The following is a 13,906-nucleotide window of genomic DNA, read 5'->3' as shown; positions in this document are numbered from 1 at the left end:
CCCGCGCCCACATTTTTGATCGGCGGTGTACTCATGTGTTTGGCGGTTGTTGCCGAAAACTCACCGCGAGGCGGTTCCAGCCACTGATGCTGGACACCGCCATGGTCAGGTCGACCAGTTCCTGCTCGCTGAATTCTGCGCGCACCGCCGCGTAGAGTTCATCCGAAACGCTTGAGGTCGGGAGCATTGCCACCGACTCGCACCAGGCCAACGCGGCCTTTTCCCGCCCGTTGAAAAACGGCGAATCGCGCCATACGCACAGCGCGAACAAACGGCGCTCGCTCTCCCCCCGTTGACGCGCCGCCATTGAGTGCATGTCCGTGCAAAACCCGCAGTGGTTGAGCTGCGAGACGCGGATCTTGATCAGTTCCAGCAACGGTTTCTCGATGGACAGCCCGAAGGTGGCGGCTTCCAGCATCAACATGCCCTTGAGCGCTTGCGGTGAGGCGGTGTAGTAATCCAGGCGGGGTTCCATGGGCGGTTCTCGTGCGGCCGGTGCGATGACAACCCAGCCTAAAGCCCTGGTGGCACCAGCCCTATAGCCAATCGACCGGATTATCGAGAGACCATTTTGAGGGCGCTGCGCGAGCGAGTAACCTTGGGGCAGATTCAGCGCCTCAGGATAAAACATGGAACTGCACGTGGTGATCAACGGCCGCAAGGACCTGGCCGAACAGTTGTACCAGCAACTGCGTGAAGCCATTGGCTCCGGGCGTCTGGCCGCAGGTGCGCAATTGCCCCCCAGCCGCCTGCTGGCCGAGCAACTGGGCGTGTCGCGCAAGACCGTCTCCGATACCTACGCCACCCTCACCTACGAAGGCCTGCTGGTGGGCAAGACCGGCCGAGGCACCTTCGTCAATGCCCATGCGCCCCAGGCCGAACGCGTGCAAACCGCCACCGACCTGGCGTGCGCCGCCAACCTGGGCAAATGGGCGGCGCTGCCCTCGCCCATGCGTCACCCCACCCGTGACAGCACGCTGCGCTACGAATTTATCGGCGGCGCCACCAGCCGCAACCAGTTCCCCCAGGATGAATGGCGTCGTTGCACCCAGGACGCCTTGCGCCGTATCGCCCAGAACAGCGGTTTCTACAGCCAGCCCGAAGGTTTGCCGGCGCTGCGCGAAGCCATTGCCGGGCATATCGCGTTTTCTCGTGGGGTCAAATGCCGCGCCGACAACATCGTGGTCACCAACGGCGCCCAACAAGCCCTGGACCTGATCGCCCGCGTGGTGTTGGCACCGGGTACGCTTGTCGCCATGGAAGACCCCGGCTACAGCCCGGCGCGCCAGTTGTTCATGGCGATGGGCGCGCAGGTGGCCAGCGTCCCGGTGGATGAACAGGGCATCGAGGTGGACAAGATTCCCGACGGCACACGGCTGATCTACGTGACGCCGTCCCATCAGTTCCCCCTCGGCATGCCCATGAGCCTGGCACGTCGCGAGGCGTTGCTGACCCGCGCCTTCGCGTTGGGCGCAATCATCATCGAAGACGACTACGACAGCGAGTTCCGCTACGAAGGCCGCCCCACCGACTCCCTGCAAAGCATGGATACCCGAGGCGTGGTGACCTATGTCGGCACGTTCTCCAAAACCCTGTTGCCGGAGCTGCGCCTGGGTTACGCCGTACTGCCTTCAGCGATTTACGGCGCCGTGCTCAAGGCCAAGCAACTGACCGACCAGCATAGCTCCACCCTGCCCCAATGGGCCCTGGCCAAATTCATCAGCGAGGGCTACCTGCTCAAGCATATCCGCCGCTGCCACACGGTGTATGCCGGGCGCCGCGAGCGCATCCTGCAACGCCTGGCGGCTGACCTGTCGCCGTGGTTCGAGGCAGTGCCGACGGTGGCAGGCTTCCACATGGCGGCGCTGTGCAAGGTGCCCGTGGATATCCCGCTGCTGATGGAACTGGCGCGCCGGGTAGAAGTGGGTTTGTACCCCTTGGATGTATTTTTCCATGATGCGCCGGTACGCCCAGGTTTGATTATCGGCTTTGGTGCCATCGAAACCCTGGACATCGACCCGGCGCTGGACAAGGTGCGCGATATCCTCCAGCAGATTGGCTAGCGGATTTTCCGGCGGATTGGTCATTGGTCCTGGCTTCGTCAGGCTCTAGCCTGTGCACTGACCCCCGACCTCGGAGACCATCGCCATGCCAGCCTGTGCCTTCAATACCGTCCATATCCGTGCGGCCGCCGGGCGCTCAGCGGAACTGGGCGAGCGTCTGCAGCAGATAGCCGACGCGGTGCGCACCGCCCCCGGTTGCCTGGATTACGGGGTGCAGCGCGACCTGATGGACGCCGATCTGTGGATCGTCACGGGTCGCTGGATCAGTGGCGAACAGCTCAGCGCACACTTCGTGTTACCGGCCTTGCAAGGGTTTATCGAACTGACCCGTGAACACCTGGCCCGCTCCCTGGATTTCGACCACTGAAGCAATGGTCTCCTACTCTTAGCCTGGATTGGTTATTGGTCGCCCTGGCCTTGCGGCGTAGGGTGAAAAGGTCTCGAACCACTCGGAAACTTCGCCATGAAACGACTGCTCGCCGCCTCCCTGATGCTCGCCTCCCTCAGCGTCTTTGCCCACGAACCGGTGTACAACCAGGAGTCGATCAAGGTCCTGCAAGAGCACGCCCTGACTAACGTGCCGGGCAAGAAAACCATCATGCTCACCGTCGACTACGCCCCCGGCCAGGCCACTGTGCCCCATAGCCACACCGGCACTGCCGTGGCGTATGTGCTGCAAGGCGCGATCACCTCGCGGGTGAATGACGAGCCGGCAAAAACCTACCAGGTTGGCGAAACCTTCTATGAACCCGCCGGCTCCCGGCACTTTGAATCGAGCAACGCCAGCCAGACACAACCGGCGAAATTGCTGGTGGTGATGGTGCTGGATGACAAGGCCGAGGTGTTGACGCCCCTGCCCAAATAACCCGCCCCACACAAACCTGTGGGAGCTGGCTTGCCTGCGATAGCGGTGTATCAGCCGAAACTTCTGTCACTGATACACCGCCATCGCCGGCAAGCCGGGCTCCTACAGGTTTGAGCGTGGGCTGTCAGGGGCGTTTGAACTGGCGGCGCAGGTTTTCGATCTGCTCGCGACACACGCAGCCTTCGAGGTGATCATTGACCATGCCCATCGCCTGCATCAGCGCATACATCGTGGTCGGGCCCACATAGGTCCAACCGCGTTTCTTCAAGGCTTTGGAGAGGCGCACCGAGGCCGGTGACGTCGGATTACCCGTCCAATAGGCCATGTCCACCACGGCCGGACGCTCCTCATCACTGGGCTCGAACGCCCACAACCAGCGCGCCAACGAACCCGTCTCATCCACCAGCTCACACGCCCGCCGCGCATTGTTGATGGTAGACACGATCTTGGCCCGGTTGCGAACGATGCCGGGGTCTCTCATCAAGCGTTCGATATCCGCCTCGCCGTACTGCGCCACCCGGCGAAAATCAAAGCCGTCGAACGCCGCCCGGAATTGCTCGCGCTTGCGCAGGATGGTGATCCACGCCATGCCCGCCTGAAAGCCTTCCAGGCAGATCTTCTCGTACAACAAGGTGTCGTCCCCTACCGGCACGCCCCACTCGTGGTCGTGATATGGCGGGTACTGCGGTGCCGCCGTGCGCCAGGTGCAATGGGTGCGCCCGTTTTCGTCCGTTGTCAGCCCTGGTTTGTCCATCCATCACCTCATCGACTCAGCCGTGGATGATAAGCGAAAAAAATTTGAGCCCGCCAACCGCTCAAGCATCACCCTCATCGACCAACTGGTCAGACCGGGACCGGTCAACCCCTGAATATTTACTTGTGATTTCAAAAAAACCCGGCGTAGACTGGCCCCGCACTGGACTTACCGGTAAGACCACAACAATTAAGCCCTGGAACCACCAGGGCACCGAATAGAGATCCCTCCCATGCTCAGATGGTGCTCGCGTTCGATTTTCCTGCAAGTCGTGATTGGCCTGATGCTAGGCATAGTCTGCGGCCTGGCCCTTCCCGAATTCTCCTCACAACTCAAACCCCTGGGTGACGGCTTTATCAAGCTGATCAAGATGCTGATCGGCCTGATCGTGTTCTGCGTGGTGGTCAGCGGCATTTCCGGTGCTGGCGACCTGAAAAAAGTCGGGCGTATCGGCCTCAAGTCGGTGATCTACTTTGAAGTGCTCACCACCGTCGCCCTGGTGATCGGCCTGGTGATGGCCTTCAGCACCGGCATCGGCCAAGGCGCCAATATCCACCTAGAGCAGCTGTCGTCCGCAGGCCTCAATGAACTGGCCGACAAGGGCCAGCACATTCGCGGCACCAGCCAGTTCCTGATGGACCTGATCCCCAACTCGGTGATCGGTGCCTTCGCCGACAACAACGTGCTGCAAGTGCTGTTGTTCTCGGTGCTGTTCGGCAGCGCGCTGAACCTGGTGGGCGAAGCGGCATCGGGCATTTCGCGCCTGATCAACGAACTGAGCCATATCATCTTCCGCATCATGGGCATGATCGTGCGCCTGGCGCCGATTGGCGTGTTCGGCGCGATCGCCTTCACCACCAGCACCTACGGCCTGGACTCCCTGCAACACCTGGGCAGCCTGGTGGGCCTGTTCTACCTGACCTGCTTTGCCTTTGTAGGGCTGATCCTGGGCCTGGTGATGCGCCTGTCGGGCCTGCGCATGTTGCCGCTGCTCAAGTACCTGCGCGAAGAACTGCTGATCGTGATGGGCACCGCCTCCTCCGACGCCGTGCTGCCACAGATCATGCGTAAACTGGAGCACCTGGGTATCGGCAGCTCCACCGTGGGCCTGGTGATTCCAACGGGCTACTCGTTCAACCTCGACGGGTTCTCTATCTACCTGACCCTGGCCATTGTGTTCATTGCCAACGCCACCGGCACGCCGCTGTCGATGACCGATTTGCTGACGATCCTGCTGGTGTCGCTAATTACCTCCAAAGGGGCCCACGGTATTCCTGGCTCGGCGCTGGTGATCCTGGCGGCGACGCTCACGGCGATCCCGGCCATTCCGGTGGTAGGCCTGGTGCTGGTGCTGGCGGTGGATTGGTTCATGGGCATCGGTCGCGCGCTGACCAACCTGATCGGCAACTGCGTAGCCACCGTGGCGATCGCACGCTGGGAAAAAGACATCGATATCCAGCGGGCCAACAAGGTACTCGACGGCCAACAAGGCTATGCCTTCCAGGCCAAGAAACCGGTACTGCCGGCCCACCAGGAGTTCTGATCAGTACACCACCTGTAGGAGCTGGCTTGCCAGCGATGGGCCCTTGAGACCGCCATCGCCGGCAAGCCGGCGCCTACACATGTAAGGCATATAGCTAGGAGCCATAGACGTGATCAGCACCTCAACCGTCGTCAATTCAGTGGTAGAAAAACTGCGCGCCGCCTTGGCGCGTGGCCAGTGGCGGCGTGGCGAAATGCTGCCCGGCCAGCGCGAACTGGCCGAACAGATGGGCATCAGCCGCCCGAGCCTGCGCGAAGCCGTGATCGTGCTGGAAACCCTCGGCCTGGTGCGCTCCATGCCAGGCAAAGGCGTGGTGGTGCTGGAAACCAGCGTCAACGAGCCGCAATCGAGCGACGCCGTCGCTGACGCCAGCCTCGAAGACATCCTGCAACTGCGCTACACCCTTGAGCCCTTCATCGTCGGCCTGGTGGCCCAGTCCATCAGCAGCAAGGAAGTCGGCCAGTTGCGCCTCACGCTCATGGACATGCGCGAAGCCCTCGATGCTGAAGACGCCGAAGCCGGCATGAATGCCTATATCGACTTTCACGAGGAACTGTTTGCCCTGACCTCCAACCCGATCTTCCAGAACGTAGTGCAACAGACCAGCAACGCCCTCAAGCAAAGCGCCCAGGTGCTGCGCAACTCCCCCGAACACCTGGCGGAACGCTTGCAGGAAAACGAAGCCGTGGTGCGCGCCATCCGCAACAAGAACAGCGCCCTGGCCAGCGCCGAGATGCGGCGGCACATCCTTCAGGAAGGCCTGCGCATGGGCATCCGCTTGAACATCCCGGACGACCATCTGGGCAGCTGATTTATTGGAGACTGGCCATGACTGCTTACGCGTTGCAACGCGACCCTATCTTCCCTGCCCTGCGCTTGATCGCCGATAAAAAGCCGTCGGTGGATGACATCTACCCGCGCCTGTTTGACGCCATCCTCGAACAACGCATCGCGCCGGCCAGCCGTTTTACCGAAGAAGGCCTGGGCGAGATTTTTGGCGTGAGCCGCAGTGTGATCCGCCGTGTATTGGCAAAGCTGTCCCACCAGCAGGTGATTATCCTGCGCCCCAACCAGCGCGCCCAGGTGGCGGCGCCGGATACGCAGCAGACCCGGCAAATTCTGGAAGCGCGGCGCCTGACGGAAATCACCGTGGTGCAATTGGCCTGCGTGCACGCCACACCCGCCCAGGTGCGCCAGCTGCGTGAGCTGATTGCCCGCGAGCGCGAGTGCATCGAACGGGACCAGCGCGGCCCGGCGATTCGGTTGTCCGGGGAATTTCATCTGCAACTGGCGGCGATGGCGCGGAATGCCCCGCTGGCACAGTTCCTCAACAGCCTGGTGCCGTTGACGTCATTGGTCATTGCCCAGTACGAGGCGAAAGCCTGCACTTACTGTGCATGGCAGGAACACATGGCGATTGTGGATGCACTGGAGCAACGCGACGCCACCGCCGCTGTCACCTTGATGACCCAACACCTCGACCACCTGGAATCGAAATTGCTCAAACACCACTGATCCCCTGACAAATGGAGATCAAACTGTGGGAGCGGGCTTGCTCGCGAATGCGCCGGATCAGACAACACATCCGTGACTGACCCACCGCATTCGCGAGCAAGCCCGCTCCCACATTTGCCCTCTTTGCCTGATCAATAGCGCGCCAACAAAAAGCCCCCGCATCTTACGAGGCGGGGGCTTTTGTTTTATACCGAGGGATCAAACCGGTTACAGCACCGACTGACCGCTCAACGCCAGGTCCAGCAACTCACGGTTGGCCACTGCGTACATAGCGTAGTCCGTGCCCACCGCAGCACGAATCTCCACCATCATCGCCACCCAACGCTCCGCCATGTCCTTGTGCTGCTCCAGCCACAGGGCCACGCGGGCTTCCATGTCTTGCGGCGCATCGGCCATTTGCAGCACGGAGATGGTGATCGCGCGTTGCTGCCAGTCCACGTCGTCGCGGAAGGCTTCGCGAGCCTGGGCCTGCCAGTTGTTGGCCACTGGCAGATCGCTGATCTGCTGCAGGTACCATGGCAAGTCCAGGGCGCTGCCCACGGCGAAGTAGGCCTTGGCCACTTCGGCGGCGTCGTGCCCAGTCACGTCAGCGGCCTCGATGATCGGCAGCAAGGTGTACAGGTGCGTGGTACCGGCAACCATGCGTGCCAACAGCTCAGGCACACCGGCTTCGGTGTATTTGCCGTAGCGGTTCTGCCAGCCTTCGCGGGTCGGGCCTTCCAGCAGCTCGTCGAGCTTGAGGCCCAACGCTGCCAGGTGCGGACCGAAGTGCGCGGTGTCACGGCCAGCGTCCTGCTCGTTGCGGCGGCTGCGCAGGAACCAGCGCGTAGCACGACGGCCCAGGCGCATCAGCTCGTCCATCAGCTCCAGTTGAACGTCAGCGGAAACCTGGTGGTCCAGGGCTTCGATCTGACGGAACCAGTGCGGGAGGTGGAAGATGTCGCGCACGATCACATAGGCACCCGCCACGTTCGCCGGGCTCATGCCGGTCGACTCTTTGAGCCGTTGAACGAAGGTGATGCCCATGTGGTTGACCAAGTCGTTAGCGATCTGGGTGCTGACGATCTCGCGTTTCAGACGGTGACGACGCATGGCCTCGCCGAACTTGGCCACCAGGCTCGGTGGGAACGCGGTCTCCATGTCACGGGTCAGGTAGTCGTCATCCGGCACCAGCGACTTGAGCAGCGCTTCCTTGAGATCGATCTTGCTGTACGAGATCAGCACCGACAGTTCCGGACGGGTCAGGCCCTTGCCGGTCGCGGCGCGCTCGGTGAGCTGCTCCTCGGTCGGCAGGTACTCGATGGCGCGGTCCAGCTTGCCACGGCCTTCCAGGTCGCTCATCAGGCGCTTGTACTCGGCCGCACGCTCGTAGGCACGGCGCGCCGCCAGGGACAGTGCCTGGGTCTGCTTGTAGTTGTTGCCCAACACCAGGTTGCCGACTTCGTCGGTCATGCTCGCCAGCAACTGGTTGCGTTGCTTGTCGGTCATGTCACCGGCCTGCACCACTTCGTTGAGCAGGATCTTGATGTTCACTTCGTGGTCGGAGCAGTCCACGCCACCGGCGTTGTCGATGAAGTCGGTGTTGGAACCGCCGCCATTGAGGCCGAACTCCACACGACCCAGTTGGGTCATGCCGAGGTTACCGCCCTCGCCCACCACCTTGCAGCGCAGCTCGTTGCCATTGACGCGCAGGGCGTCGTTGGCCTTGTCGCCCACGTCGGCATGGCTTTCGCTGCTGGCCTTGACGTAGGTACCGATACCGCCGTTCCACAACAGGTCCACCGGTGCCTTGAGCAAGGCGTTCAGCAGTTCGGTCGGGGTCAGCTTGTCGGCCGAGATGTCGAAGCGCTCTTTCATCTGCGGCGAGATGGCAATGCTCTTCGCACTGCGCGAGAAGATACCGCCGCCTTCGGACATGATGCTGGTGTCGTAGTCGGTCCAGGCCGAACGCGGCAGCTCGAACATGCGCTGGCGCTCGACGAAGCTGGTGGCCGGGTTCGGGTTCGGGTCGATGAAGATGTGCAGGTGGTTGAAGGCCGCGACCAGTTGCAGCTTGTCGGACATCAACAGGCCGTTACCGAACACGTCACCGGCCATGTCGCCGACGCCCACCACGGTGATGCTGTCTTCCTGCACGTTGATACCGCGCTCACGGAAGTGACGCTGCACGCCGACCCACGCGCCCTTGGCGGTGATGCCCATTTTCTTGTGGTCGTAACCGGCCGAACCACCGGAAGCGAACGCATCACCCAGCCAGAAGCCGTAGTCGATGGCAATGCCGTTGGCGATGTCGGAGAAGGTTGCGGTGCCCTTGTCCGCCGCGACGACCAGGTACGGGTCATCGTCGTCATGACGCACGACGTTGGCCGGTGGCACCAGGGCGCCGTCCTTCAGGTTGTCGGTGATGTCCAACAGGCCAGAGATGAAGATGCGGTAGCAGGCGATGCCCTCGGCCGCGATCTCGTCCCGGCTGCCGCCCAGAGGCAGGCGACGCGGCAGGAAGCCGCCCTTCGCACCTACTGGCACGATGACCGAGTTCTTCACTTGCTGGGCTTTTACCAGGCCGAGCACTTCGGTACGGAAGTCTTCTTCACGGTCGGACCAGCGCAGGCCGCCACGGGCAACGTTGCCGAAACGCAGGTGCACGCCTTCGACACGTGGCGAGTAGACGAAGATTTCAAACTTCGGCACTGGCTTAGGCAGCTCGGGGATGGCGCGCGGGTCGAACTTGAAGCTGAAGTACGACTTGTTCTGACCGTTGGCGTCGGTCTGGTAGAAGTTGGTGCGCAGGGTGGCCTTGATCAGGTCCAGGTAGCGACGCAGGATGCGGTCTTCGTTGAGCACCTGAACGTCGTCCAGTGCCGTGAGGATCGCTTGCTCCAGGCGCTGCTGCTTGTCTTCCAGGTCTTCGCTGGTGAGCTTGCGCGCCAGGTAGAAGCGGGTCTTGAACAACCGGGTCAACTCGCGGGCGATGTCGGTGTGGTTGTTCAGGGTGCTGGCGATGTAACCCAGGTCGAAGCCCAGGCGGATCTGCTTGAGGTAACGGGCGTAGGCACGCAGCAGCGCCACGTCGCGCCACGGCAGGCCGGCGGTGAGTACCAGGCGGTTGAATGCATCGTTCTCGGCGTCGCCATGCACGATGTGCACGAACGCGTCCTGCAGGGTGTCGTTGAGCTGCTGGATATCCAGGTTCACGCCTTCGGCGGCGATGAACGCAAAGTCATGGATCCAGAACTCACGGCCATTGGCGTGACGCAGGCGATACGGGAACTCACCCAGCACACGCAGGCCGAGGTTTTCCAGGATCGGCAGCACGTCGGACAAGGCCAGCGGGGTGTCGGCGTGGTAGAGCTTGCAATGCAGCTCGCGCTGGCCGGAAACCTGGCCCAGCGGCTGGTAGAAGCTCATCACCAACGGGTTGGCTTCGGTCAGGCTGTTGAGGTGCTGCATGTCGACCACGGCCGAATGCGCGGCGAAGCGCTCGCGGTAGCCGGCTGGGAAACCTTTCGGGAAGTCGGCCAGCACGTTGGTGCCCTGGGCTTCGCCGAAGCTTTCAATCACCAGGCTCGAGTAGTCGTCCTGCCAGCTGCGGCAGGCCTGCACCACTTCTTTTTCCAGCTGCAGCGGGTCGATGTCGAGGCGGTTCTTCGGGTCGACCCGCAGAATCAGTTGCACACGGGCCAGCACGGACTCGGAGAAGAAGGTCCAGAACTCGCAGTCCGACGCCTTTAGGCGATCCATCAGCACTTGCTGGATCTTCTGGCGCACTTCGGTGGAGTAGATGTCGCGTGGCACGTAGGCCAGGCAGTAGCAGAAACGGCCGTACGGGTCCTTGCGCAGGAACACGCGGATCTTGTTGCGCTCCTGGATCTGCACGATCGACATCACGGTGCTGAACAGCTCGTCGACCGGGGTCTGGAACAGGTCGTCACGTGGCAGTACTTCAACCACCTGCGCCAGTTCCTTGCCCAGGTGAGCCTTGGCCTGGAAGCCCGAGCGGCGCTCGATTTCCGCGACCTTGCGACGGATGTACGGGATCACTCGCACGCTTTCGCCATACACCGAGGAGGTGTAAAGGCCCATGAAACGGTGTTCCTTGATGACCTTGCCGTCGGCGCTGATCTCACGGATCGACACGTAGTCTGGATACGCCGGGCGGTGGACGCGGCTTGGGTGCGCAGCCTTGGCGAACGACAGCACGGTCGGTTCACGCAGGTAAGCCACGGCGTAGTCTTCGATGCGGGTGTCTTCGGCGGTGAGGCCGGCACGCAGCAACTTGGTCAGGCCGAGGAACGAACCGGCGTCATATTCGATATGACCGCCATCCGCCTCGTCACGTACCACAAACTCTTCATAGCCGAGGAAGGTGAAGTGGTTGCCCACCAGCCATTCCAGGAAGCTCTTGATCTCGGCTTTTTCTTCGCCGTCGATGGCGAACTGGCTGGCGTCGATACCGGCCAGCAGGTCCTGGACCTTGGCTTTCATCGGTTCGAAATCGGCCACGGCCACGCGCACTTCGCCCAGTACCTGCTCAAGCTCTTTGCTCAGCACGTTCAGTTCGGCGGCGTTGGCGCAGCGGTCGATTTCCAGGTACATCAGCGATTCTTGCTGGATCTCCTCGCCCTGGGTGCCTTTTGGCAGGATTTCCAGCAACTCGCCCTTGGCGCCACGGCGCACGCTGAGCACGGTGGTTTGCAGGGTGTGGATGCTGTAGCCGCGACGGTTCAGCTCGGTACGCACCGAGTCCACCAGGAATGGCAGGTCATGGTGCAGCACTTCGACCGCGGTGTGGGTCGACTGCCAGCCATGACGTTCGTAATCGGGGTTGTAGACCCGCACCTGCGGTTGGGTGTGATCAAAGCGCTCAAGCAGGCGCCACGCAGAGAGGGTGCAACCGGCTAGGTCGGAAAGGCGACGTTGGGTCAGTTCGTCGAGGGAAATGATGCCGAAGAATTGTTCAGCGAACAGCGCCACTTGTGGCAGTGCCTGTTCACTGATGTGCTGCGCCAGTGCCGCTTGCAGTTGATGCTGGAAGTCGGCCTTGCTGGCTGCGGTGAAGAACGCCATCTGTGGTACTCCGCTTGGGCTTGTTATTGATGGAAGCGTCGCGTGTTATCCCCTTGCGGGGAGACCGTCAGCTCTGTTCGCACGTTAACCATAGCGAATCGGAGTGACAGGTGGGTGAAGCTGGACAAGACAGTCAGGTCACATACAACTTCCATGAGATGCACCCCACGCCAGGCGACGGTACGACGGGCAGGTCAGACTCCCGGCACAGAGCACATCCGTTGCGCAGCTTAACGAGTGTAGGAAGACAGCTGCTTGCGACGCTGCGACATATTCGGTCATCGGTACGCAGGCTTGGGGTTGCGACTCTCGCAACCCTGAATTTGTGGTGAAAAAACTGGCATCTTTCACGGCCACGAGTACCGAAAATGACTGATAGTCACCTTAAGGTCATGCCAGAGGTCTGACACAGGATGCAGCACAAAATTCGCGCCAATGGCACAATCGCCTGCATTACGCCTTATCCCAGACAGGATTGCCCATGCTGCAACTGAAAACCGACGCCCTGATGGCCACCCCATGCGACGACGAAGAAGACAACATGGCCATGCTCTGCTGCCATGGCAAGAACGGCGAGATGTTCATGCTGAGTCGTTACCCGGACGAAGAAGAAGTGGAGCTGACCTGGGACTACGAGCCGTCGACCCTGGACGGGCTGAAGATCACCCTGAGCACCACAACACTGCTGGTAGAACTGGCAGCCGGCGATGCCGACGCACTGGGCGGCAAGGACCGGTTGGAGATCACCCATGCCACCGCTGCCTCGGACCTGGCCGAAGTGGAAGAAACCCTGCAAAACATCCTCAAGGGCACCGGCACCTACATTCGCACCTGACGCGCCCCCATTGCCTGTAGTGAACGGGCTTGCCCCGCGCCGGGTGGCGAAGCCGCCCCAATTGGGGCGTTGCGGTGTTTCAGGGAGACCGAGGTGTGGGGTTTTGGATCGCGGCGCTGCTGGCGCGGGGCGAGCCCGCTCACTACAACAATTGCGGGTGCCCACACACTATTCCTACAAATTTTCCTAAAAATACTCCGCGCGCCGTTAGTCGCCACCCCCTTCGATGCATTAAAGTAAGCCTCCCAAGCCCGGTGTTTTTGATCGACACCCGGGCTAATCTCTCCAGGAACCGTCATCGATGGAACATCGTGAAGCGCTGCTTGCGCTGCGAACCTTTCTTTCTACGCAGATTCTCGGCCAGGAAAAACTCATCGATCGCCTGTTGATCGCCCTGCTCGCCGACGGCCACATGCTGGTCGAAGGCGCCCCGGGCCTGGCCAAGACCAAGGCCATCAAAGAGTTGGCCGAAGGCATTGAAGCGCAGTTCCATCGTATCCAGTTCACCCCCGACCTGTTGCCCGCCGACATTACCGGCACCGAGATCTACCGCCCGGAAACCGGCAGCTTCGTGTTCCAGCAAGGGCCGATCTTCCACAACCTGGTGTTGGCGGACGAAATCAACCGCGCCCCCGCCAAGGTGCAATCCGCGTTGCTCGAAGCCATGGCCGAGCGTCAGGTCAGCGTGGGGCGCAGCACTTACGACCTGTCACCGCTGTTCCTGGTGATGGCCACGCAAAACCCTATCGAGCAGGAAGGCACCTACCCACTGCCCGAAGCCCAGCTCGACCGTTTCCTGATGCACGTGAAAATCGGCTTCCCGGACGCCGCCGTCGAGCGACGCATCCTGCAACAGGCCCGTGGTGAAGCCCTCAACGGTGAAACCAAGCCCGAGCGCCGCGTCAGCCAGCAAGCCATCTTCGCCGCCCGCAAGGAAATCCTTGGCCTGTACATGGCTGACGCGGTGGAGGAATACCTGGTGCAACTGGTCATGGCCACCCGCACGCCGGCCAAGTTCGACCCGGAAATGGCCGAGTGGATTGCCTACGGCGCCAGCCCACGGGGTTCCATCGCCCTCGACCGCTGCGCCCGCGCCCACGCGTGGCTGGCCGGTCGCGATTTTGTCAGCCCGGAAGACATCCAGGCGGTGCTGTTCGACGTGCTGCGTCACCGCATCATTCTGTCGTTCGAGGCCGAAGCGGCCGGTGTTGACCAGGACCGTGTGGTGCAGCGCATTCTCGACGTCGTTGCCGTCGCTTGATCC

11 protein-coding genes are annotated in these 13,906 nt (G+C 61.7%); 8 read left to right on the top strand and 3 right to left on the bottom strand.

Translation table 11 applies throughout. The features are described 5' to 3' along the window. Positions 1-31: 31 nt before the first annotated feature. Positions 32-475, bottom strand: a complete 444-nt coding sequence (locus HX803_RS18815; RefSeq protein WP_178922491.1) for a carboxymuconolactone decarboxylase family protein — start codon at positions 473-475, stop codon at positions 32-34. A 154-nt stretch (positions 476-629) separates the two neighbouring features. On the opposite strand from HX803_RS18815, the gene HX803_RS18810 reads away from it, so the two are divergent. From HX803_RS18810 to HX803_RS18800, 3 genes are all read left to right on the top strand, one after another. Further along, positions 630-2,063 (top strand): PLP-dependent aminotransferase family protein, encoded by a 1,434-nt coding sequence (locus HX803_RS18810; RefSeq protein WP_178922489.1) that lies wholly within the window; start codon positions 630-632, stop codon positions 2,061-2,063. An 85-nt stretch (positions 2,064-2,148) separates the two neighbouring features. Next, positions 2,149-2,430 carry a putative quinol monooxygenase gene (locus tag HX803_RS18805; RefSeq protein ID WP_178922487.1) on the top strand — a complete coding sequence of 94 codons (282 nt, stop codon included), beginning with the start codon at positions 2,149-2,151 and terminating at the stop codon, positions 2,428-2,430. A gap of 96 nt (positions 2,431-2,526) precedes the next feature. Then, positions 2,527-2,928, top strand: coding sequence for a cupin domain-containing protein (locus HX803_RS18800; protein ID WP_178922485.1), 402 nt, complete (start codon positions 2,527-2,529; stop codon positions 2,926-2,928). 124 nt (positions 2,929-3,052) lie between these two features. On the opposite strand, the gene HX803_RS18795 is transcribed toward HX803_RS18800, so the two are convergent. Then, positions 3,053-3,682, bottom strand: coding sequence for a DNA-3-methyladenine glycosylase I (locus HX803_RS18795; protein WP_178922483.1), 630 nt, complete (start codon positions 3,680-3,682; stop codon positions 3,053-3,055). A 217-nt stretch (positions 3,683-3,899) separates the two neighbouring features. Between HX803_RS18795 and HX803_RS18790 the strand changes: the two genes are divergently transcribed. The 3 genes from HX803_RS18790 (at position 3,900) to HX803_RS18780 (ending at position 6,740) form a co-directional block, all read left to right on the top strand. Beyond that, positions 3,900-5,225: a C4-dicarboxylate transporter DctA gene (locus tag HX803_RS18790; RefSeq protein WP_178922494.1), complete on the top strand. Its 1,326-nt coding sequence runs from the start codon at positions 3,900-3,902 to the stop codon at positions 5,223-5,225. A 109-nt stretch (positions 5,226-5,334) separates the two neighbouring features. Beyond that, positions 5,335-6,036, top strand: a complete 702-nt coding sequence (locus HX803_RS18785; RefSeq protein WP_178922481.1) for a FadR/GntR family transcriptional regulator — start codon at positions 5,335-5,337, stop codon at positions 6,034-6,036. A 17-nt stretch (positions 6,037-6,053) separates the two neighbouring features. Then, positions 6,054-6,740 (top strand): GntR family transcriptional regulator, encoded by a 687-nt coding sequence (locus HX803_RS18780; RefSeq protein WP_178922479.1) that lies wholly within the window; start codon positions 6,054-6,056, stop codon positions 6,738-6,740. A 207-nt stretch (positions 6,741-6,947) separates the two neighbouring features. Here HX803_RS18780 and HX803_RS18775 read toward each other — a convergent pair whose 3' ends face one another. Next, positions 6,948-11,807 (bottom strand): NAD-glutamate dehydrogenase, encoded by a 4,860-nt coding sequence (locus HX803_RS18775; protein ID WP_178922477.1) that lies wholly within the window; start codon positions 11,805-11,807, stop codon positions 6,948-6,950. A 481-nt stretch (positions 11,808-12,288) separates the two neighbouring features. Here HX803_RS18775 and HX803_RS18770 point away from each other — a divergent pair, with 481 nt between their 5' ends. Then, entirely contained in the window at positions 12,289-12,642 is a 354-nt protein-coding gene (locus tag HX803_RS18770) for a hypothetical protein (RefSeq protein WP_178922476.1), read from the top strand. 301 nt (positions 12,643-12,943) lie between these two features. Next, positions 12,944-13,903 carry a MoxR family ATPase gene (locus HX803_RS18765; protein WP_123718598.1) on the top strand — a complete coding sequence of 320 codons (960 nt, stop codon included), beginning with the start codon at positions 12,944-12,946 and terminating at the stop codon, positions 13,901-13,903. Positions 13,904-13,906: the final 3 nt, after the last annotated feature.

It is taken from the genome of Pseudomonas sp. P7548 (genome assembly GCF_013386585.1).
Taxonomy (GTDB): Bacteria; Pseudomonadota; Gammaproteobacteria; order Pseudomonadales; family Pseudomonadaceae; genus Aquipseudomonas.
The sequence above is the reverse complement of the archived record's forward strand: the minus strand, read 5'-3'. Positions and strand labels throughout refer to the sequence as shown.

Bases quoted from the DNA above. Each gene is read 5' to 3' on its own strand.
- HX803_RS18815 (WP_178922491.1), bottom strand. From the start codon at position 475: ATGGAACCCCGCCTGGATTACTACACCGCCTCACCGCAAGCGCTCAAG.
- HX803_RS18810 (WP_178922489.1), top strand. From the start codon at position 630: ATGGAACTGCACGTGGTGATCAACGGCCGCAAGGACCTGGCCGAACAG.
- HX803_RS18805 (WP_178922487.1), top strand. From the start codon at position 2,149: ATGCCAGCCTGTGCCTTCAATACCGTCCATATCCGTGCGGCCGCCGGG.
- HX803_RS18800 (WP_178922485.1), top strand. From the start codon at position 2,527: ATGAAACGACTGCTCGCCGCCTCCCTGATGCTCGCCTCCCTCAGCGTC.
- HX803_RS18795 (WP_178922483.1), bottom strand. From the start codon at position 3,682: ATGGACAAACCAGGGCTGACAACGGACGAAAACGGGCGCACCCATTGC.
- HX803_RS18780 (WP_178922479.1), top strand. From the start codon at position 6,054: ATGACTGCTTACGCGTTGCAACGCGACCCTATCTTCCCTGCCCTGCGC.
- HX803_RS18775 (WP_178922477.1), bottom strand. From the start codon at position 11,807: ATGGCGTTCTTCACCGCAGCCAGCAAGGCCGACTTCCAGCATCAACTG.
- HX803_RS18770 (WP_178922476.1), top strand. From the start codon at position 12,289: ATGCTGCAACTGAAAACCGACGCCCTGATGGCCACCCCATGCGACGAC.
- HX803_RS18765 (WP_123718598.1), top strand. From the start codon at position 12,944: ATGGAACATCGTGAAGCGCTGCTTGCGCTGCGAACCTTTCTTTCTACG.